This window comes from Bradyrhizobium ottawaense, from assembly GCF_002278135.3.
Classification (GTDB): domain Bacteria; phylum Pseudomonadota; class Alphaproteobacteria; order Rhizobiales; family Xanthobacteraceae; genus Bradyrhizobium; species Bradyrhizobium ottawaense.
The window spans coordinates 6199538-6225221 of the sequence record NZ_CP029425.2 but is presented as its reverse complement, the minus strand read 5'-3'; the positions used below and the strand labels follow the sequence as shown (position 1 = coordinate 6225221).

At 65.2% G+C, this 25684-nt stretch carries 21 protein-coding genes; 12 read left to right on the top strand and 9 right to left on the bottom strand.

The genetic code is table 11. From position 1 onward, the window contains the following. Nucleotides 1-118: 118 nt before the first annotated feature. Nucleotides 119-1453, top strand: coding sequence for a PQQ-dependent sugar dehydrogenase (locus CIT37_RS29445; protein WP_028143135.1), 1335 nt, complete (start codon nt 119-121; stop codon nt 1451-1453). A gap of 44 nt (nt 1454-1497) precedes the next feature. On the opposite strand, the gene CIT37_RS29440 is transcribed toward CIT37_RS29445, so the two are convergent. Beyond that, a complete protein-coding gene (locus CIT37_RS29440; RefSeq protein ID WP_038946946.1) occupies nt 1498-2298 on the bottom strand; it encodes an SDR family NAD(P)-dependent oxidoreductase in 801 nt (266 codons plus the stop codon). Between the two features lie 248 nt (nt 2299-2546). Here CIT37_RS29440 and CIT37_RS29435 point away from each other — a divergent pair, with 248 nt between their 5' ends. Genes CIT37_RS29435 through cyoD form a run of 4 tightly spaced genes read left to right on the top strand, consistent with a single transcriptional unit; the run spans nt 2547 to nt 6394 of the window. After that, nucleotides 2547-3380 carry a cytochrome ubiquinol oxidase subunit II family protein gene (locus tag CIT37_RS29435; RefSeq protein WP_028143133.1) on the top strand — a complete coding sequence of 278 codons (834 nt, stop codon included), beginning with the start codon at nt 2547-2549 and terminating at the stop codon, nt 3378-3380. Further along, the gene (cyoB, locus tag CIT37_RS29430; protein ID WP_028143132.1) at nt 3370-5370 is read left to right on the top strand and encodes a cytochrome o ubiquinol oxidase subunit I; all 2001 of its coding nucleotides are present in this window, start codon (nt 3370-3372) and stop codon (nt 5368-5370) included. Before CIT37_RS29435 ends, cyoB begins: the two co-directional genes overlap by 11 nt. Further along, entirely contained in the window at nt 5370-6011 is a 642-nt protein-coding gene (locus CIT37_RS29425; protein ID WP_038946948.1) for a cytochrome (ubi)quinol oxidase subunit III, read from the top strand. Before cyoB ends, CIT37_RS29425 begins: the two co-directional genes overlap by 1 nt. Continuing rightward, entirely contained in the window at nt 6008-6394 is a 387-nt protein-coding gene (gene cyoD, locus CIT37_RS29420; protein ID WP_018322693.1) for a cytochrome o ubiquinol oxidase subunit IV, read from the top strand. Before CIT37_RS29425 ends, cyoD begins: the two co-directional genes overlap by 4 nt. A 219-nt stretch (nt 6395-6613) precedes the next feature. Here cyoD and CIT37_RS29415 read toward each other — a convergent pair whose 3' ends face one another. Then, nucleotides 6614-7402, bottom strand: a complete 789-nt coding sequence (locus tag CIT37_RS29415; RefSeq protein ID WP_038946950.1) for a thermonuclease family protein — start codon at nt 7400-7402, stop codon at nt 6614-6616. Nucleotides 7403-7602: 200 nt separating this feature from the next. On the opposite strand from CIT37_RS29415, the gene CIT37_RS29410 reads away from it, so the two are divergent. The 4 genes from CIT37_RS29410 (at nt 7603) to CIT37_RS29395 (ending at nt 12551) form a co-directional block, all read left to right on the top strand. Next, the gene (locus CIT37_RS29410) at nt 7603-9201 is read left to right on the top strand and encodes a GMC family oxidoreductase (RefSeq protein WP_038946951.1); all 1599 of its coding nucleotides are present in this window, start codon (nt 7603-7605) and stop codon (nt 9199-9201) included. 7 nt (nt 9202-9208) lie between these two features. Further along, nucleotides 9209-9655: a hypothetical protein gene (locus CIT37_RS29405; RefSeq protein WP_038946952.1), complete on the top strand. Its 447-nt coding sequence runs from the start codon at nt 9209-9211 to the stop codon at nt 9653-9655. Nucleotides 9656-9747: 92 nt separating this feature from the next. Next, the gene (locus tag CIT37_RS29400; protein ID WP_028143126.1) at nt 9748-10767 is read left to right on the top strand and encodes a S1C family serine protease; all 1020 of its coding nucleotides are present in this window, start codon (nt 9748-9750) and stop codon (nt 10765-10767) included. Between the two features lie 59 nt (nt 10768-10826). Continuing rightward, entirely contained in the window at nt 10827-12551 is a 1725-nt protein-coding gene (locus CIT37_RS29395) for an FAD-dependent oxidoreductase (RefSeq protein WP_095426409.1), read from the top strand. A 195-nt stretch (nt 12552-12746) separates the two neighbouring features. Here the strand turns inward: CIT37_RS29395 and CIT37_RS29390 are convergent, their stop codons facing one another. Beyond that, nucleotides 12747-16223: an indolepyruvate ferredoxin oxidoreductase family protein gene (locus CIT37_RS29390; RefSeq protein WP_095426408.1), complete on the bottom strand. Its 3477-nt coding sequence runs from the start codon at nt 16221-16223 to the stop codon at nt 12747-12749. Between the two features lie 165 nt (nt 16224-16388). Between CIT37_RS29390 and CIT37_RS29385 the strand changes: the two genes are divergently transcribed. The 3 genes from CIT37_RS29385 to CIT37_RS29375 all read left to right on the top strand — a co-directional run bounded on the left by CIT37_RS29385 (nt 16389) and on the right by CIT37_RS29375 (nt 20099). Continuing rightward, nucleotides 16389-17336, top strand: a complete 948-nt coding sequence (locus tag CIT37_RS29385; RefSeq protein WP_161966498.1) for a hypothetical protein — start codon at nt 16389-16391, stop codon at nt 17334-17336. A gap of 386 nt (nt 17337-17722) precedes the next feature. Then, nucleotides 17723-18421: a cysteine hydrolase family protein gene (locus CIT37_RS29380; protein WP_028143122.1), complete on the top strand. Its 699-nt coding sequence runs from the start codon at nt 17723-17725 to the stop codon at nt 18419-18421. A gap of 10 nt (nt 18422-18431) precedes the next feature. Further along, nucleotides 18432-20099, top strand: coding sequence for a hypothetical protein (locus tag CIT37_RS29375; protein WP_028143121.1), 1668 nt, complete (start codon nt 18432-18434; stop codon nt 20097-20099). A gap of 53 nt (nt 20100-20152) precedes the next feature. Here CIT37_RS29375 and soxA read toward each other — a convergent pair whose 3' ends face one another. The 6 genes from soxA to CIT37_RS29345 are packed head-to-tail and all read right to left on the bottom strand — an operon-like array spanning nt 20153 to nt 25676. After that, nucleotides 20153-20932 carry a sulfur oxidation c-type cytochrome SoxA gene (gene soxA, locus CIT37_RS29370; RefSeq protein WP_161966497.1) on the bottom strand — a complete coding sequence of 260 codons (780 nt, stop codon included), beginning with the start codon at nt 20930-20932 and terminating at the stop codon, nt 20153-20155. After that, on the bottom strand, nt 20929-21246 hold the full coding sequence (soxZ, locus tag CIT37_RS29365) for a thiosulfate oxidation carrier complex protein SoxZ (protein WP_038971817.1): 318 nt from the start codon (nt 21244-21246) through the stop codon (nt 20929-20931). Before soxZ ends, soxA begins: the two co-directional genes overlap by 4 nt. Beyond that, nucleotides 21246-21713 (bottom strand): SoxY-related AACIE arm protein, encoded by a 468-nt coding sequence (locus tag CIT37_RS29360; RefSeq protein WP_038971818.1) that lies wholly within the window; start codon nt 21711-21713, stop codon nt 21246-21248. The genes soxZ and CIT37_RS29360 overlap by 1 nt, the downstream gene beginning before the upstream one ends. A gap of 8 nt (nt 21714-21721) precedes the next feature. Continuing rightward, nucleotides 21722-22174 carry a sulfur oxidation c-type cytochrome SoxX gene (gene soxX / locus CIT37_RS29355; RefSeq protein ID WP_038946958.1) on the bottom strand — a complete coding sequence of 151 codons (453 nt, stop codon included), beginning with the start codon at nt 22172-22174 and terminating at the stop codon, nt 21722-21724. Beyond that, complete coding sequence (locus CIT37_RS29350; RefSeq protein ID WP_095426405.1) at nt 22167-23438, bottom strand: NAD(P)/FAD-dependent oxidoreductase; 1272 nt, start codon at nt 23436-23438, stop codon at nt 22167-22169. The genes soxX and CIT37_RS29350 overlap by 8 nt, the downstream gene beginning before the upstream one ends. A 51-nt stretch (nt 23439-23489) precedes the next feature. Next, nucleotides 23490-25676 (bottom strand): xanthine dehydrogenase family protein molybdopterin-binding subunit, encoded by a 2187-nt coding sequence (locus CIT37_RS29345; RefSeq protein ID WP_095426404.1) that lies wholly within the window; start codon nt 25674-25676, stop codon nt 23490-23492. Nucleotides 25677-25684: the final 8 nt, after the last annotated feature.

Sequence of the window (25684 nt, the reverse complement as noted above, 5' to 3'; positions counted from 1 at the left end):
AGTACGATGGGCGCAGCTGATGCACATCGTGCGGGCATCAGGTGACGTGGGATGCGGCAGAGCTTCGACGTGTCGCGGTGGTATCGATGTTCGAGAGATTGCAGGCCGGGAGGACAATTTGAAGAGCAGAATTTTGTCCGTCGCGATATCCGCGGGGCTACTGATTGCTACCGGTGCGCAGGCCGAGCCGGTGTTGCAGGGCAAGGACGCTTATGGTGATTGGCAAGCCGACAAGCCAGGCACGGTCAGGCTGATCCGGCCGCAGGATCTGGTCAGGCCCGGCGCCACGCGCTCGGTTGCGAGCTCGTCACGCGTGGTGCCGCGCCCGGCCGAGGCTGCGCTTCAGGTGCCGGCGGGGTTCAAGATCGAGCTGTTTGCCGAAGGCCTGCGCGCGCCGCGCATCGTGCGGGTGGCGCCGAACGGCGACGTCTTTGTCGCGGAGACGCGGGCCGGCACCATTCGCGTGCTTCGTGCCGGGGAGGGCAACAAGATCGCGACCAATGAAGTGTTCGCCAGCGGACTGAGGCAGCCATTCGGCATCGCCTTCTTCCCGAACGGTGACAATCCGCAATGGGTCTACGTCGCCAACACCGACAGCGTCGTCCGCTTTCCCTATCAGGCCGGCGATCTCAAGGCGCGCGGCAAGGCCGAGACGATCGTGCCGAGCCTGCCGCATGACGGCGGCCATTCCACCCGCGACATCGTCTTCACGCCTGACAACAAGCGCATGCTGGTCTCCGTCGGCTCGCTCAGCAACGTTGCGGAAGGTTTGGGCACGCCGCCGGGCGGGATGGAGGCGTGGTCGAAAACGCAACCGCTCGGCGCGGCCTGGGCAAGTGAGACCGAACGCGCGGCGGTGCTGGCTTTCAATCCCGATGGCAAGGAGCGGAAGATCTACGCCACCGGCATCCGCAATTGCGTTGGTCTCGCAATTCAGCCGCAAACCGGTCTGCCCTGGTGCTCGACCAACGAGCGGGACGGCCTCGGTGACGATCTCGTCCCCGACTATGTGACCAGCGTGAAGGAAGGCGCATTCTACGGCTGGCCCTGGTTCTATATCGGCGCCAACGAGGACCCGCGCCATGCCGGTGCGCGGCCGGACATCAAGGACAAGGTGACGGTCCCCGACGTGCTGGTGCAGCCGCACTCGGCCTCGCTCGGCATGGCCTTCTATCAGGGCACGCAGTTTCCGCCCGAGTATCAGAGCGACGCCTTCGCGGCCGAGCATGGCTCCTGGAACCGGTCGAAGCGCACCGGCTACAAGGTGATCCGCATCCGGATCAAGGACGGCAAGCCGACGGGTGAGTACGAGGATTTCGTCACGGGTTTTGTCGTGAGCGACACGGAGGTGTGGGGCAGGCCGGTGGGAGTAGCCGTGGCGAAGGATGGATCGCTGCTGGTGTCGGAGGACGGCAACGGCACGATCTGGCGGGTGACGCACGCGCCGCAGTGACGGTGCACCCCTCCAGGGGAGGGTAAGAAAGGCGCTCGCCTGACCTACCCCCGTCTCACGCTGGCTCCACCATCCACCGGCAGCGTCACGCCCGTAATGAAGTTCGCCTCATCCGACGCCAGAAACAGCGCGGCGTTGGCGACATCCCATCCGGTGCCCATCTTCCGACGCAGCGGCACCTTGCCGTCGCGTTCGGCTTCGACCTCGGCGCGGGTCTTGTGCCATTCACGGGCGCGGGTGTCGACGGCCATCGGTGTGTTCATCAGGCCGGGCAGGATGACGTTGGCGCGGATGCCGAATTCGGCGTTCTGGTAGGCGAGCTGTTCGGTGAAGGCGATCATCGCCGACTTCGTCGCCTTGTAGGCGACATAGGGATAATTCGTGATCGCCGCCATCGAGGAGATGTTGATGATGGCGCCGCTGCCCTGCGCGCGCATGATCGGGATCACCTCTTTCGCCGCCAGAATGCAGCTCTTCAGATTGATGGCGACGACGCGGTCGAACGCTTCCTCGGTCAATTGCAGCAGCTCGGCATCGCCGCCGGACAGGCTGACGCCGACATTGTTGTGCAGCACGTCGATCCGCCCCCAGCGCGACTGCGCGTCCTTAACCATCGCCTTGATGTCGGCCGACTTCGTGACGTCGGCCTTGAAGGCCGCGGCGGTGCCATGTTTCGCGGTGATCATCGCCACCGTTTCCTGCGCCGATTCCAGATGATGATCGACGCACAAGACCTTTGCGCCCTCGCGCGCGAAGGTCAGCGCGGTGGCGCGGCCATTGCCCATGCCTTCGCCGGGGCTCTGTCCGGCCCCGACGACGATGGCGACCTTGTCCTTCAAGCGCATTTCGGTTCACTCCCTGATCCGGACTTCCCATTATTTTCGTGCAGATTAGCAATCGCCCCGACCGGCGAGAAGGGCGCGGCTTTTGCGTTCATGTCATTGACATCGCATGGATTTGCATGTTGCGCCGGCCCAACGCGCATGGCTGGCCCTCGCGGTTCAGGAACCGTTCTGAGGTCGCCGCGTTTGTTGCGGAGCCTTTCCCGCGCTAGGCTCTGTCTTGGGGCTTCCCAACCGCCAGTGGCTTGCCGATGAATCTGCTCGACCCACAAGGGCCCGTGGCTGCGGCCAACAGCACGATTCTGGTCGATTCCGTCTTCATCATGCTCGTGATCGTGGTGCCGACCATTTTCGCGATTCTCGGTTTTGCGTTCTGGTTTCGCGCCTCGAATCCAAAAGCGCGCTACCAGCCTGACTTCGTCTATTCCGGCCGCGTCGAGATGGTGGTGTGGGCGATCCCTGCGCTCACCGTCATCCTGCTCGGCGGCGTCGCCTGGATCGGCTCGCATCAACTCGATCCCGCAGCACCGGTGCCGGGGACTGGAAGCCCGGTGCGCATCCAAGCGGTCTCGCTCGACTGGAAATGGCTGTTCATCTATCCGGACCAGCGCATCGCCACCGTCAACACGCTGACGGTGCCGGCCGGCGCCGAGCTGAACTTTCAGCTGACGTCGTCGAGCGTGATGAACACGTTCTTCATCCCGCAGCTCGGCAGCATGATCTACACCATGAACGGCATGGTGACGAAGCTGAACCTGCGCGCCGACAACGAAGGCAAGCTGCAGGGGTTGTCCGCGCATTTCTCCGGCGACGGCTTTCCCGACATGATGTTCGACGTCAACGTGGTCTCGCCGCTCGCCTTTCCGGAATGGGTGGCGACCACGGCGAAGACCGATGCCGTGCTGAATGAGGACAGCTACAAGAAGCTGATGCAGCAGGGCGTCGAGAAGGGCAGGCCGACCTACCGTCTCGACGATCCCCGGCTGTTCGATCTGATCGCAACCCAGCACATTCCGCCGGGACCGGGGCCGGAACTGCTCTCCGATGCAGGCCGTCCGCACAGTGGAGGCCACGATGCTCGGTAAGCTCGATTGGTCGGCCATTCCGTTCGATCAGCCCATCCCGCTGGTCGCGGGCGCAGTGGTGCTGGTCGCGATCCTGGGCGTGCTGATCTGGGTCGTGGTGAAGGGGCATCTGCCCTATCTCTGGAGCGAATGGATCACCAGCGTCGATCACAAGCGCATCGGCGTGATGTACATCCTGCTGGCCTCGGTGATGCTGCTGCGCGGTGGCAGCGACGCCATCATGATGCGGATCCAGCAGGCCGTCGCCTACCAGTCGCAGGGCTATCTGCCGCCGGAGCACTACAACCAGATCTTCTCGGCGCACGGTACCATCATGATCTTCTTCGTGGCGATGCCGTTCGTGATCGGGCTGATGAACCTGATCGTGCCGCTGCAGCTCGGCGTGCGCGACGTCGCTTTCCCGACGCTCAACTCGGTCGGGTTCTGGCTGACCGCGACCGGTGCGCTGCTGGTCAATCTCTCGCTCGTGGTCGGCGAGTTCGCGCGCACCGGGTGGCTCGCCTTTCCGCCGCTGTCGGAGCTGTCCTATTCGCCGGGCGTCGGCGTCGACTATTACGCCTGGTCGCTGCAGATATCCGGCGTCGGCACGCTGGTGGCCGGCATCAACCTCGTCACCACGGTGCTGAAGCTACGCACCAAGGGCATGAATTACCTGCGCATGCCGATGTTCTGCTGGACCACGCTGGCCTCGAACCTCCTCATCGTTGCAGCTTTTCCGATCCTTACCGCCACGCTCGCGATGCTGCTGCTCGACCGCTACCTCGGCTTCCACTTCTTCACCAACGAGGCCGGCGGCAACGTCATGATGTTCATGAACCTGATCTGGGCCTGGGGACATCCGGAGGTCTACATCCTCGTGCTGCCGGCCTTCGGCATCTTCTCCGAGGTGGTCTCGACCTTCTCCGGCAAGGGGCTGTTCGGCTATCGCTCGATGGTGCTTGCGACCATGGCGATCTGCGTCATTTCCTTCATGGTCTGGCTGCATCATTTCTTCACGATGGGCGCGGGGCCGGACGTCAATGCCATCTTCGGCATCGCCAGCATGATCATCGCGGTGCCGACGGGCGTGAAGATCTACAATTGGCTGTTCACGATGTATGGCGGCCGCATCCGCTTCGCGACGCCGATGCTGTGGGCGGTCGGCTTCATGGTGACCTTCATCGTCGGCGGATTGACGGGCGTCCTGCTCGCGGTGCCGCCGGCCGACTTCATGCTTCACAACAGCATGTTCCTGGTGGCGCATTTCCACAACGTCATCATCGGCGGCGTGCTGTTCGGCGCCTTTGCCGGCTTCGAATACTGGTTTCCGAAGGCGTTTGGTTTTCGTCTCGACGAACGCTGGGGCAAGCTGGCGTTCTGGTTCACCTTCCTCGGCTTCTTCATCACTTTCATCCCGCTCTACATTGCCGGCATGCTCGGCATGACCCGGCGCATGCAGCATTACGACGTCGCGGCGTGGCGGCCCTGGATGATCGTTGCAGCAATTGGCATGGCCGTGCTGACGATCGGGGTGATCTGCCAGATCGTGCAACTCGTGGTCAGCATCCGCAACCGCGAGTCGCTGCGCGACCGCACCGGCGATCCCTGGGACGGCCGTTCGCTGGAATGGGCGACCTCGTCGCCGCCGCCGGTGTTCAACTTCGCCTTCAATCCCGACGTGCGCGGCGAGGACGCCTATTGGGACATGAAAGTCCATGCCCAGCAGCAATCGCTCGAACGCGACAGGCCGGAATACCAGGACATCGAGATGCCCCGGAATTCCCCGACCGGCTTCGTCTGCGCGTTCTTCGCCACCGTCATGGGCTTTGCGCTGATCTGGCATATCTGGTGGATGGTGATCCTGGGCGGGATCGGCGCGTTCGCGACCTTCGTCGTGTTCGCCTGGCGCGACCACGACGAATACGTCATTCCCGCGCAGGAGGTCGCCGCGATTGACCGCATCAATCTCGAGGAACGACGCAGCCTCGTCAGCATGGCGGGGCCGGTCTGATGGCGATGACCGCGACCGCCGGCCATGCGCATGCCGATCCCCATCACATCGGGCTCGTCATCGAGCATCCCGGACCCGCTTCGAAGCGGATCGTGACCGCCTACGGCTTCTGGGTCTTCCTGCTGTCCGACATCGTGATGTTCTCCTGCTTCTTCGCGGCCTATGCGGTGCTGTCTGGGCAGACGGCCGGCGGCCCGAAGGGCTCTGAGATCTTCGAGCAGAGGAATGTCGCGATCGAGACGGTCTGCCTGCTGTTGTCGAGTTTTACCTGCGGCATGGCCAGCATTGCCGCCGATGTGCGCAACCGGTTCTGGTTCTATCTCGGCATGGGCGTGACTTGTCTGTTGGGACTCATATTCCTGACGATCGAATTCCGCGAATTCGCCGACCTCGTCGCGCGCGGCTATGGCCCGTCGCGCAGCGCGTTCCTGACCGCGTTTTTCTCGCTGGTCGGCTGCCACGGCCTGCATGTCTCGGCCGGCGTGCTGTGGCTCCTCACCATGATGGCCCAGGTGTTTGCGAAAGGCTTTCGCGCCGACGTCCTGCGCCGGATGATGTGCTTTGCGCTGTTCTGGCACGCGCTCGACATCGTCTGGGTCGGGGTGTTCTCCGTCGTCTATTTGCTTGGGAGTGCCGCATGAGCGATCAGAGCCACGCGCGGAGCGACCACGACCTCGCGCCGGGCGAGGAAGAGCAACACAGTGTCGGCACCCGTATTCTCGGCTACGTCGTCGGCCTTGTCCTGGCGCTGCTGCTCACGGCGACGTCGTTCTTCATCGCCGGCACCGATCTGGTCTGGCAGCCCTCCATCCCGGTTGCGTTGATCGTGCTGGCGATCGCGCAGATGGGGGTCCATCTGGTGTTCTTCCTGCACATCACGACCGGTCCCGACAACACCAACAACGTGCTGGCGCTGGCCTTCGGCCTGCTGGTGGTCTTCCTGGTGGTGGGCGGCACGGTCTGGATCATGGCGCATCTGAACGCCAACATGCCGCCGATGGACCAGATCATGCGGATGCAGTGAAAGACCGCCCAAAAAAGAAGAGCCGCTTGTTGTGACAAGCGGCCCAAGTCTAGGGAGGAAACGCCCGAGCAGGGCAATCGGGCCGGAGCCGGATTGCTGCCAAGGAAACGCTCGCGCAAGCGCTTGCGTTACCTTTATGAGTGCAGCAACTTGCAAAGGAGTTCAATTCCGGATCAATACGGTCCCGGACTACTACTCACGGATGCGTGAGGGAATTATTCACTTCGGCCGACGGCAGTTATAGGCCTTGCGGAAGCCGGCCGCCTGGGCGTCGTCCTCCGAGCAGAACCAGCGGTCCGGCTTGGTGGTCGCCGGGTAGCTCGGGCAACCCCGCAAATGATAGATGCCGATATTGCCGGTGACGCGTGCGCGCACCGCGAGCTTTCCCTTGATGCTGCAACTCGGTGGCATCGTCAGCTCCTCCGGGAACAGCACGGCCCGAATTTCCTTGTCGCGGTCCGGGCGGCAGGCGGCGCCCAGCAGTGCGCCGTCCTTCTTGCCCGCGCGGAAGTCTTGCGGTGCAACAAAACAGCCCTTCCAGATCCCGGCGGCGGCTGACTTGGCCTCGGCCACGGCCGGCTTGACGTTCGCCTTGATCGGCTCCCGCGCAACGGCAAAGCCGAGCTTGACCAGCTGTTCGTTCAAGCTGGCCTTGTCGCCCTCGGCCGTGCAGATCGCCCGGTGCCGTTTGCCAAAACTCTTCTCCGGCCCGACATCGTCACAGCGCACGGAGCGCTTGTTGATCAGCTTCGCCAGCTGGTCGCGAGCCTCGATGCCGCAGGTCCAGGGATCGGCGTGGTCGTCGATGCAGACCTGGTCGAGCTCGGGCGCGTCGACGCCGTCGAGCCGGTAGGTAACGTCGCCAAGCTGGATGGAGTTGCCGTCGCGGACTGTCGCGGCGGCGGTCAGCGCGGAAGCCGGCTCGGACGACGCCAGGACTCCGGACAAGGCGAAAAACAAAACGAGCGCAAAGGCGCGGGCGGCGGCAAAGACATTTCGGAAGGACATACGGTCTCGCTATCGATTGCTCGTGCGCCTGTTCCTAGCATCCGGATGTGGCGATACCAATGGTCTGCACCCTGCGAAGTGCGACATTCCGGCCCCGCGGCTTTACTCCCCGCCCGCTCTGACCCTATCGTTCGCGGGCCTTGCGGACCGTGCAGGCCGAATCGCCCGGGAAGCGGCGAGGGCGGGAGGAAAAGGTTGCGATGAAAGACCCCGTGGACGTGCTGATCATCGGCGCCGGCGCTTCGGGCGCGGCGGTGGCGTGGTCGCTGGCCGAGACCAAGATGCACATTCTCTGCCTGGAGCAGGGCGGCTGGATGAACCCGGCGGAATATCCCAGCACCGGCCGCGACTGGGAAGCCAAGTTCTACGGCGAGTGGTCGTCGAGCCCGAATATCCGCGGCCGGCCCGAGGACTATCCGATCAACGACGACAATTCGCCGATCAAGGTCGTGAACTACAATGCGGTCGGCGGCTCCACGGTGATGTACACCGCGCACTGGCCGCGGCTGCATCCCTCCGATTTCAAGGTGCGGACGCTGGACGGCGTCGCAGACGACTGGCCGATCGACTACGACACGCTGACCCCGTTCTTCGAGGAGAACGACCGGATCATGGGCACGTCGGGCTTGTCAGGCGATCCGCTCTCGCCGCTGACGCATCCGCCGATGCCGCAACAGCCGCTCGGATTGTCCGGCGCCATCATCGGCAAGGCCATGAACAAGCTCGGCTGGCACTGGTGGCCGTCGGATACAACGGTCGCGACGATGGATTACGAGGGCCGCGCGCGCTGCATCAATCTCGGCCACTGCACGCCGGCCTGCGCGCAAGGCGCAAAGTCCTCCACAGACATCACCTATTGGCCACAGGCGATCCGCGCCGGCGTCGAGCTGCGCACCCATTGCCGGGTGCGCGAGATCACCACCGACGAGAACGGTATGGCTTCGGGCGTGGTCTATTACGACAAGGACGGCGTCGAGCAGTTCCAGCCCGCGCATGTCGTCATCATCGCCTGCAACGGCGTCGGCACGCCACGGCTATTGCTGAATTCGGCGTCCTCGCGCTTTCCGAACGGCCTTGCCAATTCGTCGGGCCTCGTCGGCAAGAATTTGATGTTCCATCCCTACGCGCAGATCTACGGCTATGTGAAGGAGCCGACCGATAGCAACCGCGCGCCGCCGACCTGCCTGTGGAGCAAGGAGTGGTACGACACGGACCCCTCGCGCGGCTTCGTGCGCGGCTATGGCGTTCAGTTCGTGCGCGGGGCCGGACCGGTGTTTGAGGCTGTCGTCAGCGAGCAAAAGGGCATTCTGCCCTGGGGCGAGGATCATCACCGCGTCTTCCGCAAGCTCAACGGCCACCGGCTCGGATTTTCCGCGATCTGTGAGGATCTGCCGGAGGAGCATAATCGCGTCACGCTCGATCCCGTCCTGAAAGACAGCCACGGCATTCCCGCGCCGAAGATCGACTACACCATCAGCGAGAACAGCCGGAAGATGATGGAACATGCGCTGGCGCGTGGCCGGGAGGTTTTGGAGACCGCGGGCGCCACCGATATCTGCATCAACTCGCCGATCCCCTGGGGCGGTTGGCACCTGCTCGGCACCGCGCGGATGGGGACCGATCCCAAGAGCTCCGTGGTCAATGAATGGGGCCGCACGCACGACGTCAAGAATCTCTTCATCGTCGACGGCAGCATTTTTGTCACGTCAGGCGGCGTGAACCCGACCTCCACCATCCAAGCCCTCGCGCTCTACATCGCCGACCAGATGAAGCAGCGCCTCGCCAATTTGTTTGATTAAGGCCGCCATGTCCGCAGACAATCTCACGCGCACCCAACGCGACGACCTCCGCAGCATCGCCGCGATGATCGTTCCCGCCAGCGACGAGTACAAGGTGCCCGGCGCCGACGATCCCGCGATCCAGGCAGATATGCTCGCAACGCTTGGCCGCGATACCAAATTGGTCGCGGCCGCGCTGGATGATCTGGCGCGGCTGGCAGGAGCGCCGCTCGCCGAGCTCGATGCCGCCAGGCGCGATGCGGTGGCGCAGGAGTTTCGCAAACACGGCGGCGTCGCCGCCGCGACGCTCGTCCGCGTCGTGCTGCAATGCTACTACCGCGACGACCGCGTGCTGGGTTCGCTGGGGATCGAACTGCGGGCGCCATTCCCGAAGGGCCATGTGCTTCCGGATGGGGACTGGTCGCTGCTCGACCCGGTGAAGGCGAGGGCCGGTACGCTCAGGCGGGCGCCCTAGCCATCTGGGCAGTCCAGCCCTGCGCCCCCGGCTGGCACCTTGCGCGGCCGGGCACAGGCCACCATCTGTGTGAGCCTTCAAGGACTCTTGCCATGCTGGATTTCACCTCAGATATCGTCGATGACGCCGCGTCATCGCGAACGACGGCATCTGCGCCGGCCGATGACCGGGCGTTGCTGGACGCCTATTCCAATGCCGTGATCGATGTGACCGACCGGGTCGGCCCCGCGGTCGTGCGTGTCGAGACCGGGCCAAAAGTGCCGAACGGCCGTGAGCGCGGCGGACTCGGCTCGGGCATCGTGATCTCACCTGATGGCCTCGTCCTCACCAACAGCCACGTGGTCGGCACGTCGAAGGAGATCCGGCTGCGCGACGTCGAGGGCCATGTCGGCGAGGCCCAGGTGCTCGGCGTCGATCCCGACACCGACCTCGCGTTGCTGCGCGCCAATGGCGTGCGCGACTTACCCTATGCCGCGCTCGGCAACTCCAAGACCTTGCGCCGCGGGCAGCTCGTGATCGCGATCGGCAATCCGCTCGGCTTCGAATCGACCGTGACTGCCGGCGTGGTCTCGGCGCTCGGCCGCTCGATCCGCTCGGTCAGCGGCCGCACCATCGAGGACGTGATCCAGACCGATGCCGCGCTCAACCCCGGCAATTCCGGCGGCCCGCTGCTGTCGTCGAATGCCGAGGTGATCGGCATCAACACCGCCATCATCAACGGCGCGCAAGGCATCTGCTTCGCGGTTGCCAGCAATACCGCGCAATTCGTGCTGTCGGAGATCATCCGCCACGGCTATGTCCGCCGCGCCTATATTGGCGTCGCCGGACAGACCGCGCCGGTGCCGCGGCGGCATGCGGTGCTGGCCGGCATCGAAAACAAGATGGGCGCGCTGCTCGCGCAGATCGAGCCGGACGGTCCGGCGGCGAAGGCGGGGCTGTTGCCCGGCGACGTCGTGATCAGGCTCGACGGCGTCGAGATCAACGGCGTCGACGATCTGATCCGCGTGCTCGATCGCGACCGGATCGGCCGGCGCCTCGCCTTGGACGTGCTGCGGCTCGGCCGCCTGCGGGCGATCGACATCGATCCGATCGAGCGTAAGCCGCAGCGCTAGCGTCGGCCCCTCCGGGCGAGGTATGACGGTGTCATGCCTCGTCCCCGGAAACCCGCCGCATGATGCCGGCGCATGAGACCTACGACGTCATTGTCATCGGCGCCGGTGCCGGTGGCATGACGGCGGCGGCCGTTGCCGCTGCGCAGGGCCTGCGCGTGCTGGTGATCGAGAAGACCGCGTTCGTCGGCGGCACCACCGCGTGGTCCGGCGGCATGGTCTGGATCCCCGCCAATGCTAAGATGAAGGAGGCCGGGCTCTCCGACAGCGTCGCGGATGCCGTCCAATATCTGTCGAGCACGGTGCCCGAGCCCGCCAATGCCGGCCTGCGTGCCGCCTTCCTCGCGCGCGGGCCCGAGGCGATCGCCTATCTCGAAGCCAACACGGAAGTTCGTCTCCAGCCGGTGAAGACCTGTCCGGATTGTTATCCGGAGCGGCTGGGCGCAACGTCTGGCGGCCGCGTGCTGGAGCCGGTCGGTTTCGCTGGCACGCGGCTCGGCGCCGCTTTTGCGCGATTGCGGCCACCGCTGCCGGAGTTCACCCTGTTCGGCGGGATGATGGTCAATCCTCTCGACGTTCCGCATTTGCGCAGCGTTGGAAAATCGCTGCGCTCGACCATGCGCGCGGCGCGGCTGGTCTCTCGATATGCGCTGCAGCGGCTGCGCAGCCCGCGCGGAACGTCGCTGCATCTCGGCAACGCACTTGCCGCGCAGCTCTATGCTTCGCTGCTGGCGCGGCAGGTCGAAGTTCTCTTCAGCGCCGACGTCGAAGACCTCTCGATGCAGGGCGAACGCGTCAGCGGCGTGGTGATCCGTCATGGCTCCCGCGATCGGCCCATCGCAGCGCGCCGCGGCGTGGTGCTGGCGACCGGCGGCTTTTCGCACGATTCGAGCTTGCGCAAGCGCTTCTTCCCGGCGGCGGCTGGATTTGTCTCGGCGACCAACCCCTCCAGCACCGGCGACGGACTTCGGCTCGCGGCAACGACTGGTGCCGCGCTCAATACGGACGCGACCAGCCCGGCCTATTGGGTGCCGGCCTCGCTGTTCCGCCGCGCCGACGGCAGCCGCGGCGTGTTCCCGCACCTTGTGACCGACCGCGCCAAGCCCGGTGTGATCGCCGTCAACGCAGCGGGCCGGCGTTTCGTCAACGAGGCGCTGTCCCACCACGAGTTCGTGCTCGCCATGCTCCGTCATGGCGATGGCGAGCCGGACCGGCCGTTCTATTTGATCTGCGACCGCCGGTTCCTGTGGGCTTACGGCCTCGGCCGCATCAAGCCGTTCACGCGCAGCTATCGGCGCTATGTGGCGAGCGGCGAGTTGGTCGAGGCGCCTGATATCGCGGGGCTCGCGGCGAAGATCGGCGTCCAGCCGCCGGTGCTGGCGGCGACGGTCGCGAGCTACAACGAAGGCGCGAAGGAGGGGCGCGATGGCGAATTCGGCCGCGGCAGCACCATCTACCAGCGCCACCTCGGCGATATCAGTCACAAGCCCAATCCCTGCGTTGCGCCGATCGTCCGCGCGCCGTTGTTCGCGATGCGCATCCATCCGGCTGATCTCGGCACGGCGATCGGCACGAAGGCCGATGCGCAAGCCCGTGTGCTGCGCGAGGACGGCACGCCGATCGCCGGCCTCTACGCCTGCGGCAACGACATGGGCTCGATCATGAACGGCAATTATCCGGCGCCGGGGATCACGTTAGGGCCGGCGCTGACGTTCGGGTATATTGCGGGGCGGCACCTGGCGGAGGGGGCGATGATAGCGCCGAGTGCTGCGAAGGCGGTTGTCTGAGGAGCGCACCCGCTATATCCGCGCCATTGCGAGCGCGTAGCGACTTGTCCGCCGAAGCCTTGGCGAAGGCGGAAGCAATCCAGAATCCTTCGTGGAGGCAGTCTGGATTGTTTCGTCGCATCAGCGCAAAATTGCTGCGCAATTTTGTCGCGAGCTCCTCGCAATGACGCGTGGAGAGAGCTTGCGTCCTCACCGCTACTCCGCCGCCGCCGCAAAACGGCTGTTCTCCAGCTCCGCCTCCAGCCGCGCCGTCTCGGCCGCTGCCAGCTTGATATTGGCCTCCTTGACATGACCGAAGCCGCGGATCGTCTCCGGCACGCGGGCGAGGCGCGCCAGCAGCGGGAGTTGCTCCGCCTTCAGCCCGGCGATCCGCTGGTCGATCATCGCCAGATAATCCGCCATCAACTTCCGCTCGGTCCGGCGCTCCTCGGTGCGGCCGAACGGATCGAGCGCGCTGCCACGCAGGAATTTAAGCTTGGCGAGAACGCGGAAGGCATGGATCATCCAGCCGCCGAACTCCTGCTTCTGCAGCCGGCCTGTCGTCTTGTCGCGCTTCGCGAAGATCGGCGGCGCCAGATGGTATTTCAGGGTGAAGTCGCCGTCGAATTTTTCGGACACCTTGTTAGCAAAGCTGCCGTCGGTGTAGAGCCGCGCGACCTCGTACTCATCCTTGTAGGACATCAGCTTGAACAGGTTTTTCGCGACGGCCTCGGTCAGCTCGGTTGACGCTGGCGAAGCCGCACTCTCGGCTTGGCGCACCTTGGCAACAGCCGCGAGGTAGCGGCCGGCATAGGCTTTGTCCTGATAGCTGGTCAAGAACGCCGCGCGGGTGGCGATGATGTCGTTGAGCGACTTCACGGGCGCGGATGCACGGCTCTTGAACTGGAGCACGCTGCGCACCCGCGACATGTCGTGGGCGGCCATGCGCCCCCAGGTGAAGGCGAGCTTGTTCATCTCGATCGCGGCGCCGTTGATTTCGATGGCGCGCAGCAGTGCTTCCAGCGACAGCGGGATCGCGCCCTTCTGGAAGGCAAAGCCGAGCATGAAGGGGTTGGTCGCGATGCTGTCGCCCAACAGCGCGGCGGCAATGCCGGTGGCATCGATGATATCGAGGTTCTTGTCTCCGACGGCGTCGCGCAGCACCGTCTGCATCGTGCCCATCTCGAAGTCGAGATCGGGATTTTGCACGAAGCTCGCGGTCGGCTGCAGATCGGCGTTGATATAGGCTTTGGTCACGCCACGTTCGGCGCGGCTGAGCGCGGTGGGGCCGGCCGAGACGATCATGTCGCAGCCGAGGATCACGTCGGCGCCGCCCGTGGTGATGCGGACCGCGGAGATATCCTCCGGCCTCCGTGCGATGCGGACATGGCTCATCACGGCACCGTTCTTTTGCGACAGGCCGGTGAAGTCGAGCGCCGAGCAGCCGCGGCCGTCGACATGGGCGGCCATGCCGAGCAGCGCGCCGATGGTGATGACGCCGGTGCCGCCGATGCCGGTGACGAGGATGTTGTAGGGCGCGTCCAGCTCGCGTGCGGGCGGCAGCGGCAGGTCGGCGAAGAGCTGGCCTGAATCGACGGCCGAAGTCTTCATGCGCTTGAGCGAACCGCCATGGACGGTCACGAAACTTGGGCAGAAACCCTCGACGCAGGAAAAGTCCTTGTTGCAGTTCGACTGGTCGATCTGGCGCTTGCGGCCGAACTCGGTCTCGAGCGGTTGCACCGAGACGCAGTTTGAGGCCTGCGAACAGTCGCCGCAGCCTTCGCAGACCAGCTCATTGATGAAGGCGCGCTTGGCGGGATCGGGATAGAGCCCGCGCTTGCGGCGGCGGCGCTTTTCCGCCGCGCAGGTCTGGTCGTAGATGACGACGGTGAGGCCCTTGATGTCGCGCAGCTCGCGCTGGACGGCATCGAGCTCGCGGCGATGGTGGATGGTCGCGCCTTGCGGGAAGTAGTTTCCTTGCGGGTACTTGCCCGGATCGTCCGAGACGATTGCAAGACGCTTGACGCCCTCGGCCCAGACCTGATGCGCGATCTGCGCGACATTGAAGGCGCCTTCGGCGGGCTGGCCGCCGGTCATCGCGACGGCGTCGTTGTAGAGGATCTTGTAGGTGATGTTGATGCCGGCGGCGGAGGCGGCGCGAAGCGCAAGCAGGCCGGAATGGGTGTAGGTGCCGTCGCCGAGATTCTGGAAGATGTGCGTCTCGGTGGTGAAGGGCGATTGCCCGATCCAGTTCACGCCCTCGGCGCCCATATGCGAGATCAGATCGGTGCGGCGGGTCGGCATGCTCAGGGCCATGCCGTGGCAGCCGATGCCGGCCATGGCGCGGCTGCCTTCGGGCACGCGCGTCGAAGTGTTGTGCGGGCAGCCCGAGCAGAAGAACGGCGTGCGCGCGAGCTTGATCTGCGTGTTGGCGGTGACCGGATTGTCGAAGGCCTCCAGCCGCGCGAGCCGCTGCTCCAGCACCGGGCTGTGATGGCCGAGCTTGCGCAGCCGTGCCACCAGCGCGCCCGCGACGATGGTCGGCGTCAGTTCTCCTTCGCTCGGCAGCAGTGGCGCGCCGCGCTCGTCGCGTTTTCCAGTGACGGTCGGGCGTCTGGACGCATCGATATTGTAGAGGATGCGCATCAGCTGGTCTTCAATGAATCCGCGCTTCTCCTCGACCACGAGCACGTCTTGCAGACCCTCGGCGAAACGCTTGGCGCCGCTCTCCTCCAGCGGCCAGGTCAGCGCGACCTTGTAGATGCGAAGGCCCAGATCCTGCGCGTCCTTGTCAGTGATGCCGAGATCAGCCAGCGCCTGGCGCAGATCGAGATAGGCCTTGCCGGTCGCGACGATGCCGAGCCGCGCCGGCTTTGAATCGAGCACGATGCGGTCGAGCTGGTTGGCGCGCGCGAAGGCCTGCACTGCGGCCATTTTCGGGCCGAACAGGCGCCGCTCCGCCTCCAGCGGCGGATCGGGCCAGCGGATGTTGAGGCCGCCGGGTGGCATCTCGAAATCGTCGGGCAGCACGATCCTGATGCGTTCAGGGTCGCTGTCGATCGACGCCGAGCTTTCCACGGTCTCGCTGATGGCCTTGAAGCCGACCCAGCAGCCGGAGAAGCGCGACAGCGCGAACCCATAGAGACCGAGATCGAGATAATCCTGCAGCGTCGCCGGATTGATTACGGGGATCAGCGCCGCCGCGAACACCTGCTCGCTCTGATGCGCCAGCGTCGAGGACTGGCAGCCATGGTCGTCGCCGGCCAGCGCGAGCACTCCGCCATTGAGTGACGTGCCGGCCGCATTGGCGTGCTTGAGCGCATCGACCGAGCGATCGACGCCGGGGCCCTTGCCGTACCAGATGCCGAACACGCCATCGACCTTGGCGCCGGGAAACAGCCCGACCTGCTGGCTGCCCCAGACCGCGGTTGCAGCCAGATCCTCGTTCAGGCCAGGGACGAAGGCGATGTCGTGCTGCTGGAGGTGCGACTTCGCGCGCCACAACGCGTGGTCGTACATGCCGAGCGGGGAGCCGCGATAGCCGGAGATGAATCCGCCGGTGTTGAGACCCTGGAGCCGGTCGCGTTCGCGCTGCAACATCGGCAAGCGAACCAGAGCCTGTGTACCGGACAGGAAGATCCGCTTCGATTCGAGCCGGTATTTGTCGTCCAGCTCGACCTGCAACAGCGTCATGTCGGGGATCCTTGTTGTCCTGGTCCGGCGAGGGATTTTGCGCCGCGGGAGATTTGCGGCCTTGCGAAGCGGAAGCTCGCAGTCAAGAGCATGGGCCGGCGAAGTCAATATCGCTGGCCGCATCCGTGGCGCTCCTGCTAGTCATGGCTTCCAGTGGAGAACATCATGGCTGCAAAGGCATTCGACACCGAGATCACAGCGACGGCCGAGGCGCTGATCGGGCCGTGGCGCCAGCCGCGTCAGATGCTGCAAGCGCAAACCTACGACGCGCACGCGTCCATTCACGACGACGCCACCGCGCAGAAGCTCGGCTTCAAGGGCGGTACCATCGAGGGCCCGACGCATTTCAGCCAGTTCGCCCCGCTCGGCGCGCAGCTGTGGGGACGCGTCTGGTTCGAGACCGGCTGCCTGTCCGCGCATTATCGCAGCGTCTGCTATGAGGGTGAGGAGGTGCAAGCTATCCTGTCGAAGCCACTGCCCGGGACGAGCCAGTGCCAGATTCAAATGGTCAAGCGCGATGGCACGGAGGTGCTGCGCGGCACGGCCTCCGTCGGCGAACCGCACGCCGCGACCGCGCTGGAGGCGCGCCTCGCCGAGCTCAAGCCGCTCGCCGATCCCGTCATCCTGCGCGACGTCAAGGTGGCACAGACCGGCAAGCGGCAGACGGTCCGCATGGCGTTTGATCAAACCATGGGCGACCTTTATCCCTTCTCGCTGCGGCAGAAGCTCGCCGTCATCACCGAAAACTCGCCGTACTATTCGGGCGTCGACAACCCCTGGGGCAGACCGATCATCCCGATGGAGATGCTGAGCGTGCTGTTCCAGTATCGCTCGAAGGACGATCCGCTGCCTGCCAAGGGGCCGGCAGTCGGCTTGTTCGCCGACCAGGAGATCAGGCTGGTGAAGGGGCCGCTCTTCGTCGACGAGGACTACGAAGTCGAGCGCGAGATCGTCGCGCTTTCCGGCAGCCGCCGCACCGAAAGCGCCTGGGCCAGGACGCGTGTGTTCGACAAGGCGGGCACGATGGTGGCCACCATGCTGCTGAACATGGCGACGATGAAGGACTCCTATGCGCCGTACGAGGAAGAGTATCGGCAGCTGTATGGGGCGTAGGGGCGAGCCGCGAGTGCTTCGCCTCTCCCCGCTCGCGGGGAGAGGCCGGATTGCATCGAAGATGCAATCCGGGTGAGGGGGACTCTCCGCGAGTCCGTCTCTCACCGTGATTGCGGAGGCAGCCCTCACCCCGACCCTCTCCCTGTAAGAACGGGGAGAGGGAAAAGAGAGAGCGTCGCCTCGGCATGACGGCGGAGGCCGCCCATCCTCTAGGCAAATGCCCGCCGCGAAGTCGTCGCACAGGGAATATGCAGACGCCGATCGCCGACGTAACCTTCTGACCACACAACGAATTCCCTAACGTCCGGCGCGCCATCGCAATTGTACACAATGGCACGGCGCTTGCAGAACTCCGGCAAAGAGAGTTCTCGCGAGGGGCGGGCGTCATGCTGGACTCGAGCAAGCCGACATTGGGCGTCATCAACGCCGAGCCCGAGCCGATCAAGCTCGACTGGCCGAGCACCGCGCTTCTCATCATCGACATGCAGCGCGACTTCATGGAGCCCGGCGGCTTTGGCGAGACGCTCGGCAACGACGTCAGCCAGCTCGCGCGCGCGGTGAAGCCGATCGGCGCGGTGCTGACGGCGGCGCGGGACACCGGCATGCTGGTGATCCACACCCGCGAGGGCCATCTGCCCGATCTCTCCGACGCGCCGCCGGCGAAAGTCGAGCGCGGCGCGCCGAGCCTGCGCATCGGCGATCCCGGCCCGATGGGCCGCATCCTCATCCGCGGCGAAGCGGGCCACGACATCATTCCTGAGCTCTACCCGCTCGACAGCGAGATCGTGATCGACAAGCCCGGCAAGGGCGCGTTCTACGCCACCGAGCTTGGCGACGTGCTGGAGAAATACGGCATCGAGAATCTGCTGGTGTGCGGCGTCACCACTGAAGTGTGCGTCAACACCACGGTGCGCGAGGCCAATGACCGCGGCTACCGCTGCGTCGTCATGTCGGACGGCTGCGCGTCCTACTTCCCCGAGTTTCACGAGATGGGCCTGAAGATGATCAAGGCCCAGGGCGGCATCTTCGGCTGGGTCGCAACCTCGGCCGCGGTTCTGGAGGCAATGAAGGTTTCGACCACATAGGGGTATTGTCATGAGCATATTGACGGGGACGGCCGGCAAGTCTGAGTTCAATACGTCTGAGTACAAGCCGGCACTATGGACATCGGGCGACTGGAATGCGTTTTTCGGCTTCGGCACCAACATCCTCGTCAACATGCTGGTGCTCACGGGCCTGTTGCGCTTCGTCCTGAAGATGCCTGATAGTCTGGTGTTCGGCCGCATCCTCCCCGCGCTCGGGCTGATGATGTGCCTCTCGACTTTCTACTACGCCTACCTCGCCTACCGTCTGGCGCAGAAGACCGGCCGTAACGACGTCTGCGCGTTGCCCTCGGGCGTCAGCGTGCCGCACATGTTCATCGTCACCTTCGTGATCATGCTGCCGATCACGCTGAAGACCGGCGATCCGCTCAAGGGCTGGTCCGCCGGCCTCGTCTGGGTATTCTTCCAAAGCTTCATCCTCATGATCGGCGGCTTCATCGCGCCGTTCATCCGCAAGATCACGCCGCGCGCGGCGTTGCTCGGCACGCTCGCCGGTGTCTCCGTCACCTTCATCTCGATGCGGCCGGCGCTGGAAATGTACATGACGCCGCAGATCGGCCTCGTCTGCTTTGCCATCATCCTGGTGAGCTGGTTTGGCGGCGTGAAATATCCGCGCGGCATTCCCGCAGGCCTCGTCGCCATCGCCGTCGGCATGATCATCGCATGGGGCTCGAACCTGTTCGGGCTCGGTCTCGGTGGACTAAGCGTCAAGGGTGTCGGCGATGCCTTTGCCAATTTCGGCTTCTCGGTGCCGCTCCCCGCCGTAGGCTACGTCTTTTCCGGCTTCGAATTCCTTGGCATCATCCTCGTCACCGCCATTCCGTTTGGCATCTATGACCTCGTCGAAGCCATGGACAATGTCGAGAGCGCGGAAGCCGCCGGCGACGAATATCCGACCACGCGGGTACTCACGGCCGACGGCGTCGTCAGCCTGATCGGCTGCCTGATGGGCAATCCCTTCATCAACGCCGTCTATATCGGCCATCCCGGCTGGAAGGCGATGGGCGGCCGCATCGGTTACTCCGCGGCAACCGGCATCATGGTGATCGTGCTGGCCTGGTTCGGCATCATCTCGGTGCTGCTGGCGCTCGTGCCCGTGGTCGCGATCTCGCCGATCCTGCTCTACATCGGCATGCTGATCGGGGCGCAGGCGTTCCAGACCACGCCGGTCAAGCACGCGCCCGCGATCGTGCTGGCGCTGACGCCGCATCTGGCGGCCTGGGCCAAGCTGCAGATCGACACGATGCTCGGCTCGACCATGAATGCGGCGGCAACCGTCGGCGGCATGGCCGCCGACAAGGCGGACGCGGTGAAGGCCGCCGCGATCGCAGCGTTGCCGCAGCAGGGCGTGTTCTACCACGGGCTCGAAGTCATGGGCGGCGGCTCCATCCTCGGCGGCCTCATCCTGGGCGCGATCGGCGTCTTCATCATCGAGCGCGACTTCGAGAAGGCATCAGGCTTCGCGCTGGTCGGTGCGGTCCTGACCTATTTCGGCTTCATGCATGGCGAGGCCGTCGGCATTGGCGGTGGATTCGGTGTCACGCCCGCCGTCGCGCTGGCCTACGCTGCGATGGCCGCCGGCCTGTTCGCGGCCAGCAAGCTCGGCGCCAGCGAACACTATGCCGCACATCCGGAGATGTCGGCCGCGCCGGCGGAGTAGTCAACGAGGTCAAGCTCCTTGCGGAACGGCTGGGTGATCCCAGCCGTTCTCGTTCAGGGCCGTACGGCCGGCGTCTCCATCGGCAGGCCGCGCGCCCGCGACATCAGATAAAGCTCGAGCGCGACCAGCTCGGGCGAGCCGTAATCATAGGCCTGGGCGCGGACGCCGCTCATGCAGCTGCGCAGCCGCCGCTCCAGCGATCCCAGCGTTTGCCATTCGAGGCGGTAGAGCGGATAGCCGGTCGGCTGTCCTTGCGTGACCGGCGCGCCCGCAAGGCGCTTGTCGAAATTGTCGTCGTGGCAATTGGTGCAGGCGAGGTTGAGTTGGCCCTCCCGCTGCATGAAGAGGTCGCGGCCTTGCGCCACGAAGGGCTTTGCTTGCGGATCGTCGCCGGCGGTGATCGCGACACCGCGCGATTGATGGGCAACGAAGGCGGACAGCGCCAGGAGGTCGCGGCTCTCGTAAGGCAGTGGCGGCGCCTGCTGATGATTGGCGCGGCAGAGATTGATGCGCTGGTCGAGCGTGACGGGGCGACTGAGCGTCTTGTCGATGGCCGGATAGCGCGTAGCGACGCCCTTCATGCTGCTGTGCGCATCGCCATGGCAATCCGCGCAGGCTTTCTCCGCGCTGCCGGACTTCTTCGTCCAGAGCTGTTCGCCGTCGAGCACGAACAGCATGCCCGGATTGGAGGTGTCGTCATCCTGCATGGAGCGCGTGTCCGGGCCCATGAACGAGTAGCCGGACCGGCGCGCATCGGGCGGGATTTCACCGGCGAGCAGGGCTGGGGCCGCGGCGAACAAGGCCGCTGCTGCTATCGCGTGCCAAACGCTCATTCGACAGTGATCGACGCCGACGCAGTGGACGAATAGCCGTTGTCGCCGATCCATTCGAATTCGAACTTGCCGCTTTCCCTGGCGACCGTGAAGAACGACAGATAAGGATTGGCTGCGATCGCCGGAAACAGGTCGGCGCGAAAGACCTCGGCGCCATTGTAGCGGCAGGTGAAGCTCGTGATGATGTCGCGCGGCACCAGCTTGCCCTCCACGGTGTGGCGGAAGCCCGTCTCCATGATGTGCGAGGTCAGCGTGCGGATCTCGATGACGTCGCCGCGCTTGGCCTTCGCGGGAACGTTGATGAGCGCGGCCATCAGTTCATCTCCTCGGTGCAGGCGGCCAGCGTCACGACCACGTCGACGGCGACCTGCCAGAACGTGTCGTCGGACAGGCGCGCGATCGCAACCACCTTCTGGGTGTCTGCGAGGCGGATGCGGGTCGCGACCTGGGCGCGGCCGCAGGAGGGGCCGAGATAGAAATTGCCGATGTTCGGCTGCGGGTTCTTCTCGTTGAAGATGTGGATGCTCTTGACGTGGTCGTCAGCGGTCATCGGGCTTGCAACGCTCACCATCATCGGCACGGTGTTGCCGTTCTCGACCAGTGGCGGAATGTCGAGCTTCACCCTGCCGGTGCGAATCGGCGCTTCGCCGACGACGTTGCGGATCGCGGTATTGAGCATCGCTGGGGTCGCGTGAAGCCGACGCAGGGTGACGATCGGGATCGTGCCGGCGGCAGTGACGCCTCCGGCGAGGCTCAAAAATTGTCGTCGCGTGGTTGGCATGAACAGTCCTAGTCGCGAAGCGTTGCAAGAAAAGCCACGATGTCCTCGATCTCCGCCGCCGACAATATCGGCTTGCCGGTGAAGTTGCGCCCGACCCGCACGAAGCCGTCAATGCGGTAATAGGACGGCATGATGGTCTCCGGGTTGAAGCGGGCCGCATCGACCAGCCGAAGCCGCAACTGGCTCACCGACCAGCGGTTCCCGGCGCCTGTGAGGTCAGGTGCGAGATCGCCCTGGAACCGCGTTTCCGGGAAGGGACCGGAATGGCAGAGGATGCAGGTCGTGGTGCGCGCCAGCACCAGCGCGCGGCCGCGCACGGCATCGCCTGGCGTGCCCGTGAGCGATTCCACTATGCCGTCGCCGGCTACCTTGTAGGAGGCGAGTTCGTCCGCGCGCGCAACGCTGACGAGGGCGAGACTGGCGGCGATCAGCGCCACGCCATGGACGGAGGATTTAGCCAAAGGTGTCCGCCGTGATGGTTTGAAACCAGCGCTCGGCTTCGGTCGCCTCGCGGGCGCGCAATTCGCGCGGGGCATCGACCGGGCTCGTCGCGCCGCCTTCGACCTCGGCGAAGATGTCGCCTTTCGGCTGGTAGTTGCCGGCGAGGGAGAAGCCGTAACCAGGTGCCACGGTATTGTAGCAGACGCCTGTCAGCCGCGGCATTTCCGGCGCGCGGCCCGCGAGCAAAGCAACGATGGCAGCGGCGCAAGCCTTGCCTTGCCCGCTTGCGGCCGAGGCCGATTTGGGAATGCCGCCGCCGAGACAGGCGTCGCCGATGACGTGGATGTTCTTGACGAGCTTCGACTCGAAGGTCACGGGGTCGATCGGGCACCAGCCGGTCGCATCCGTAGCGCCCGCGATCGCGGCAATACGCCCCGCGCGCTGCGGCGGGATGACGTTGGCGACATCGGGCGTGTAGTTGCCGAACTCCGTGATGATGGTCCTGGTTGCAGGATCGACCGAGGTCACGCGGCCGCCTTGCGACAGCGCGACGCGCTCGATCATGTCGCCGTAGAGCTCCTTCCACGCCTTCTCGAACAGCCGCTGCTGGGAGAAACCGTCCTTGGCGTCGAGCACCAGCACTTTTGAGCGTGGCTTGTTCGTCTTCAGATAATGCGCGATCAGGCTGGCACGCTCGTAAGGTGCGGGCGGGCAGCGCGAGGGATTGGCCGGGATTGCAATGGCGACCGTGCCGCCGTCAGCCATTGCCTCCAGCTGCCTGCGCAGCAACAGCGTTTGCACGCCGGCCTTCCAGGCGTGCGGTATTTTCTCCGATGCAGCGTCGTCATAGCCGGGCAGGGCTTCGAAGTGGAAGTCGATGCCGGGCGAAATGACGAGGCGGTCATAAGCAAACGTGGCGCCATCGGCGGCCGTCACGCTGCGCTTTTGCGCGTCGACGGCCGTAGCGGCCTGAGCGGCGACGGTGATGCCCTCGGCGGCGAGCCTGTCATAGCCGAACTGCTGCGCTTCGATCTCGCGCAGGCCGGCGATCACCTCGTTGCTGAAGGGGCACGACGTGAAGGTCTTGTTCGGCTCGATCAGCGTCACCTGCAAGCCCGCCTGCGCGCGCTTGAGCGCCCGCGCGCAGGCCGCGCCGCCAAAACCGCCGCCGATCACGACGATGCGGCCTGCCGATTGCGCGCGCAGGATGGAGGGGACGGCGAACGATGTGGCCGCGGCGGTGATGCCGAGAAGGGCATTCCGCCGTGTCACCGGCGCATTCATGAATTTTGTCCGCAAAATACCGCGGCGGCCGATAGGCCGCCGCGGCTGCTCTTAGGCGAAGGTGATATTCTGGTCCCGCAGCGGCACCGAGCGGATGCGCTTGCCGGTCGCGGCGAAGTACGCATTGAGCACCGCCGGCGCGGCGACGCCGATGGTCGGCTCGCCGACACCGCCCCAGAACCCGCCGCTCGGCACCATCACCGATTCCACCTTCGGCATCTCGTTGATGCGCATCGAGTTGTAGGTGTCGAAGTTGGTTTGCTCGATCTTGCCGTCCTTGACGGTGCAGCCGCCGTAGAACAGCGCGGATAGGCCATAGACGAAGGAGCCCGCGATCTGCCGCTCGACCTGCGCCGGATTGACGACGTAGCCGGGGTCGGTGGAGGCGACGATGCGATGCACCTTGATCTTGCTGCCGTCGGTCACCGAGATCTCGGCGGCGCCGGCGACATAGCTGCCATAGCCCATGACCTGGGCGATGCCGCGGTAAACGCCCTGCGGCGCCGGCGTGCTCCAGCCGATCCTCTCGGCGACCGCATTGAGCACCGCCAGATGCTTGGGATGGTTGCCCATCAGCTTGCGGCGGAATTCGAGCGGGTCCTGGCCCGCGGCCTGGGCCAGCTCGTCCATGAAGCATTCCATGTAGATCGCGTTGTGATTGACGTTGACGCCGCGCCAGAAGCCGGGCGGAACGTGCGGGTTGCGCATCGCGTGCTCGACCAGCAGGTTCGGCACCGAATAGCCGAACGCGGCTTCGCCGGATTGGGCGACGCCCTGGAAGGCGGCCGGATCCATGCCGTTCTGCAGCGCTTCGGGGCGCAGCGAGAACAGGATCGATTGCCCGGACAGTCGATAGTGCAGCGCGACCAGGTTGTTGTCGGCGTCGAACGCGCCGGTCATCTTGCACTGGGTGATCGGGTGATACCGGCCGTGCGCCATGTCCTCTTCGCGCGACCACAACAGCTTGACCGGCGTGCCCGGCATCTGCTTGGCTATCATGACGGCCTGGCGGACATAGTCGGTCTGGCCGCGCCGGCCGAAACCGCCCCCTAACATCACCTTGTGCACGTCGCACTTGTCGGCCGGCAGGCCGGAAGCCTCCAGCACCGCTGCGAACGCCGCCTCGCCATTCTGCGTGCCGCACCAGACCTCGCATTTGTCCGCGGTGTAGAGCGCGGTGGCGTTCATCGGCTCCATCGTGGCGTGGTTCTGGTAGGGATAGGAGTAGACGGCCTCGACCTTCTTTGCCGCACTCGCAATCGCCGCCTTGGCGTCGCCGTTCTTGTTGCCGACATAGGCCGGCTGGTCGTTGTTGAGGCCTTCGGCCAGCCACTTCGCAATCGACTCGCTGGAGACTTTTGCGTTGTCGCCCTCGTCCCAGACGATCGGCAACGCCTCCAGCGCGGTCTTGGCGTGCCACCAGGTGTCGGCAACGACCGCGACCGCGGTATCGCCGACCTTGACGACTTTCTTGACGCCTTTCATGCTGGCGATCTTGGCTTCGTCAAAGCTCTTCAGCTTGCCGCCGAACACGGGGCAATCCTTGATCGCGGCATTCAGCATGCCCGGCAGCTTGATGTCGGCGCCGTAGATCATGGCGCCGGTGGTCTTGTCGACGGTGTCGAGCCGCTTCACGCCCTTGCCGATCAGCTTCCAGTCCTTCGGATCCTTCAGCTTGACGTCCGCCGGCGGCGTCAGCTTGGCGGCGGCTTCGGCTACCTTGCCGTAGGTCGTGGTCTTGCCCGATGGCGTATGGGTGATGACGCTGTTCGCGGCCGCGCATTCGGAGGCCGGCACCTTCCATGCGTCGGCGGCGGCCTGGATCAGCATCACGCGCGCGGTGGCGCCGCCCTTGCGGACATAGTCCTGCGAGGAGCGGATGCCGCGGCTGCCGCCGGTCGAGAAATCGCCCCAGACACGCTTGCGGGCAACGCTCTGGCCGGGTGTCGGATATTCGGTCGTGACCTTGGTCCAGTCGCATTCGAGCTCCTCGGCGACGAGCTGGGCGAGACCGGTGAGCGAGCCCTGGCCCATCTCGGAGCGGGCGATGCGGATCACGACGGTGTCGTCGGGCCTGACCACGACCCAGGCGCCGATCTCGGGCGAGCCGTCGGCCGCACGGACCACGGCGGGCCCGCCGAAGGGGAGGTCGAGACCGATGGCAAGGCCGGCGCCGAGCGTGGCGCTGCCGATGACGAAGGCGCGGCGGTTGAGCCGCGGCGAGATATGCTTATTCATGTGGGGAT

What these genes read in the sequence shown, in the direction of transcription:
- CIT37_RS29440 (WP_038946946.1), bottom strand. Translation starts at nt 2,298, where the DNA reads ATGCGCTTGAAGGACAAGGTCGCCATCGTCGTCGGGGCCGGACAGAGC.
- CIT37_RS29435 (WP_028143133.1), top strand. Translation starts at nt 2,547, where the DNA reads ATGAATCTGCTCGACCCACAAGGGCCCGTGGCTGCGGCCAACAGCACG.
- cyoB (WP_028143132.1), top strand. Translation starts at nt 3,370, where the DNA reads ATGCTCGGTAAGCTCGATTGGTCGGCCATTCCGTTCGATCAGCCCATC.
- CIT37_RS29425 (WP_038946948.1), top strand. Translation starts at nt 5,370, where the DNA reads ATGGCGATGACCGCGACCGCCGGCCATGCGCATGCCGATCCCCATCAC.
- cyoD (WP_018322693.1), top strand. Translation starts at nt 6,008, where the DNA reads ATGAGCGATCAGAGCCACGCGCGGAGCGACCACGACCTCGCGCCGGGC.
- CIT37_RS29415 (WP_038946950.1), bottom strand. Translation starts at nt 7,402, where the DNA reads ATGTCCTTCCGAAATGTCTTTGCCGCCGCCCGCGCCTTTGCGCTCGTT.
- CIT37_RS29410 (WP_038946951.1), top strand. Translation starts at nt 7,603, where the DNA reads ATGAAAGACCCCGTGGACGTGCTGATCATCGGCGCCGGCGCTTCGGGC.
- CIT37_RS29405 (WP_038946952.1), top strand. Translation starts at nt 9,209, where the DNA reads ATGTCCGCAGACAATCTCACGCGCACCCAACGCGACGACCTCCGCAGC.
- CIT37_RS29400 (WP_028143126.1), top strand. Translation starts at nt 9,748, where the DNA reads ATGCTGGATTTCACCTCAGATATCGTCGATGACGCCGCGTCATCGCGA.
- CIT37_RS29395 (WP_095426409.1), top strand. Translation starts at nt 10,827, where the DNA reads ATGATGCCGGCGCATGAGACCTACGACGTCATTGTCATCGGCGCCGGT.
- CIT37_RS29390 (WP_095426408.1), bottom strand. Translation starts at nt 16,223, where the DNA reads ATGACGCTGTTGCAGGTCGAGCTGGACGACAAATACCGGCTCGAATCG.
- CIT37_RS29385 (WP_161966498.1), top strand. Translation starts at nt 16,389, where the DNA reads ATGGCTGCAAAGGCATTCGACACCGAGATCACAGCGACGGCCGAGGCG.
- CIT37_RS29380 (WP_028143122.1), top strand. Translation starts at nt 17,723, where the DNA reads ATGCTGGACTCGAGCAAGCCGACATTGGGCGTCATCAACGCCGAGCCC.
- CIT37_RS29375 (WP_028143121.1), top strand. Translation starts at nt 18,432, where the DNA reads ATGAGCATATTGACGGGGACGGCCGGCAAGTCTGAGTTCAATACGTCT.
- soxA (WP_161966497.1), bottom strand. Translation starts at nt 20,932, where the DNA reads ATGAGCGTTTGGCACGCGATAGCAGCAGCGGCCTTGTTCGCCGCGGCC.
- soxZ (WP_038971817.1), bottom strand. Translation starts at nt 21,246, where the DNA reads ATGGCCGCGCTCATCAACGTTCCCGCGAAGGCCAAGCGCGGCGACGTC.
- CIT37_RS29360 (WP_038971818.1), bottom strand. Translation starts at nt 21,713, where the DNA reads ATGCCAACCACGCGACGACAATTTTTGAGCCTCGCCGGAGGCGTCACT.
- CIT37_RS29350 (WP_095426405.1), bottom strand. Translation starts at nt 23,438, where the DNA reads ATGAATGCGCCGGTGACACGGCGGAATGCCCTTCTCGGCATCACCGCC.
- CIT37_RS29345 (WP_095426404.1), bottom strand. Translation starts at nt 25,676, where the DNA reads ATGAATAAGCATATCTCGCCGCGGCTCAACCGCCGCGCCTTCGTCATC.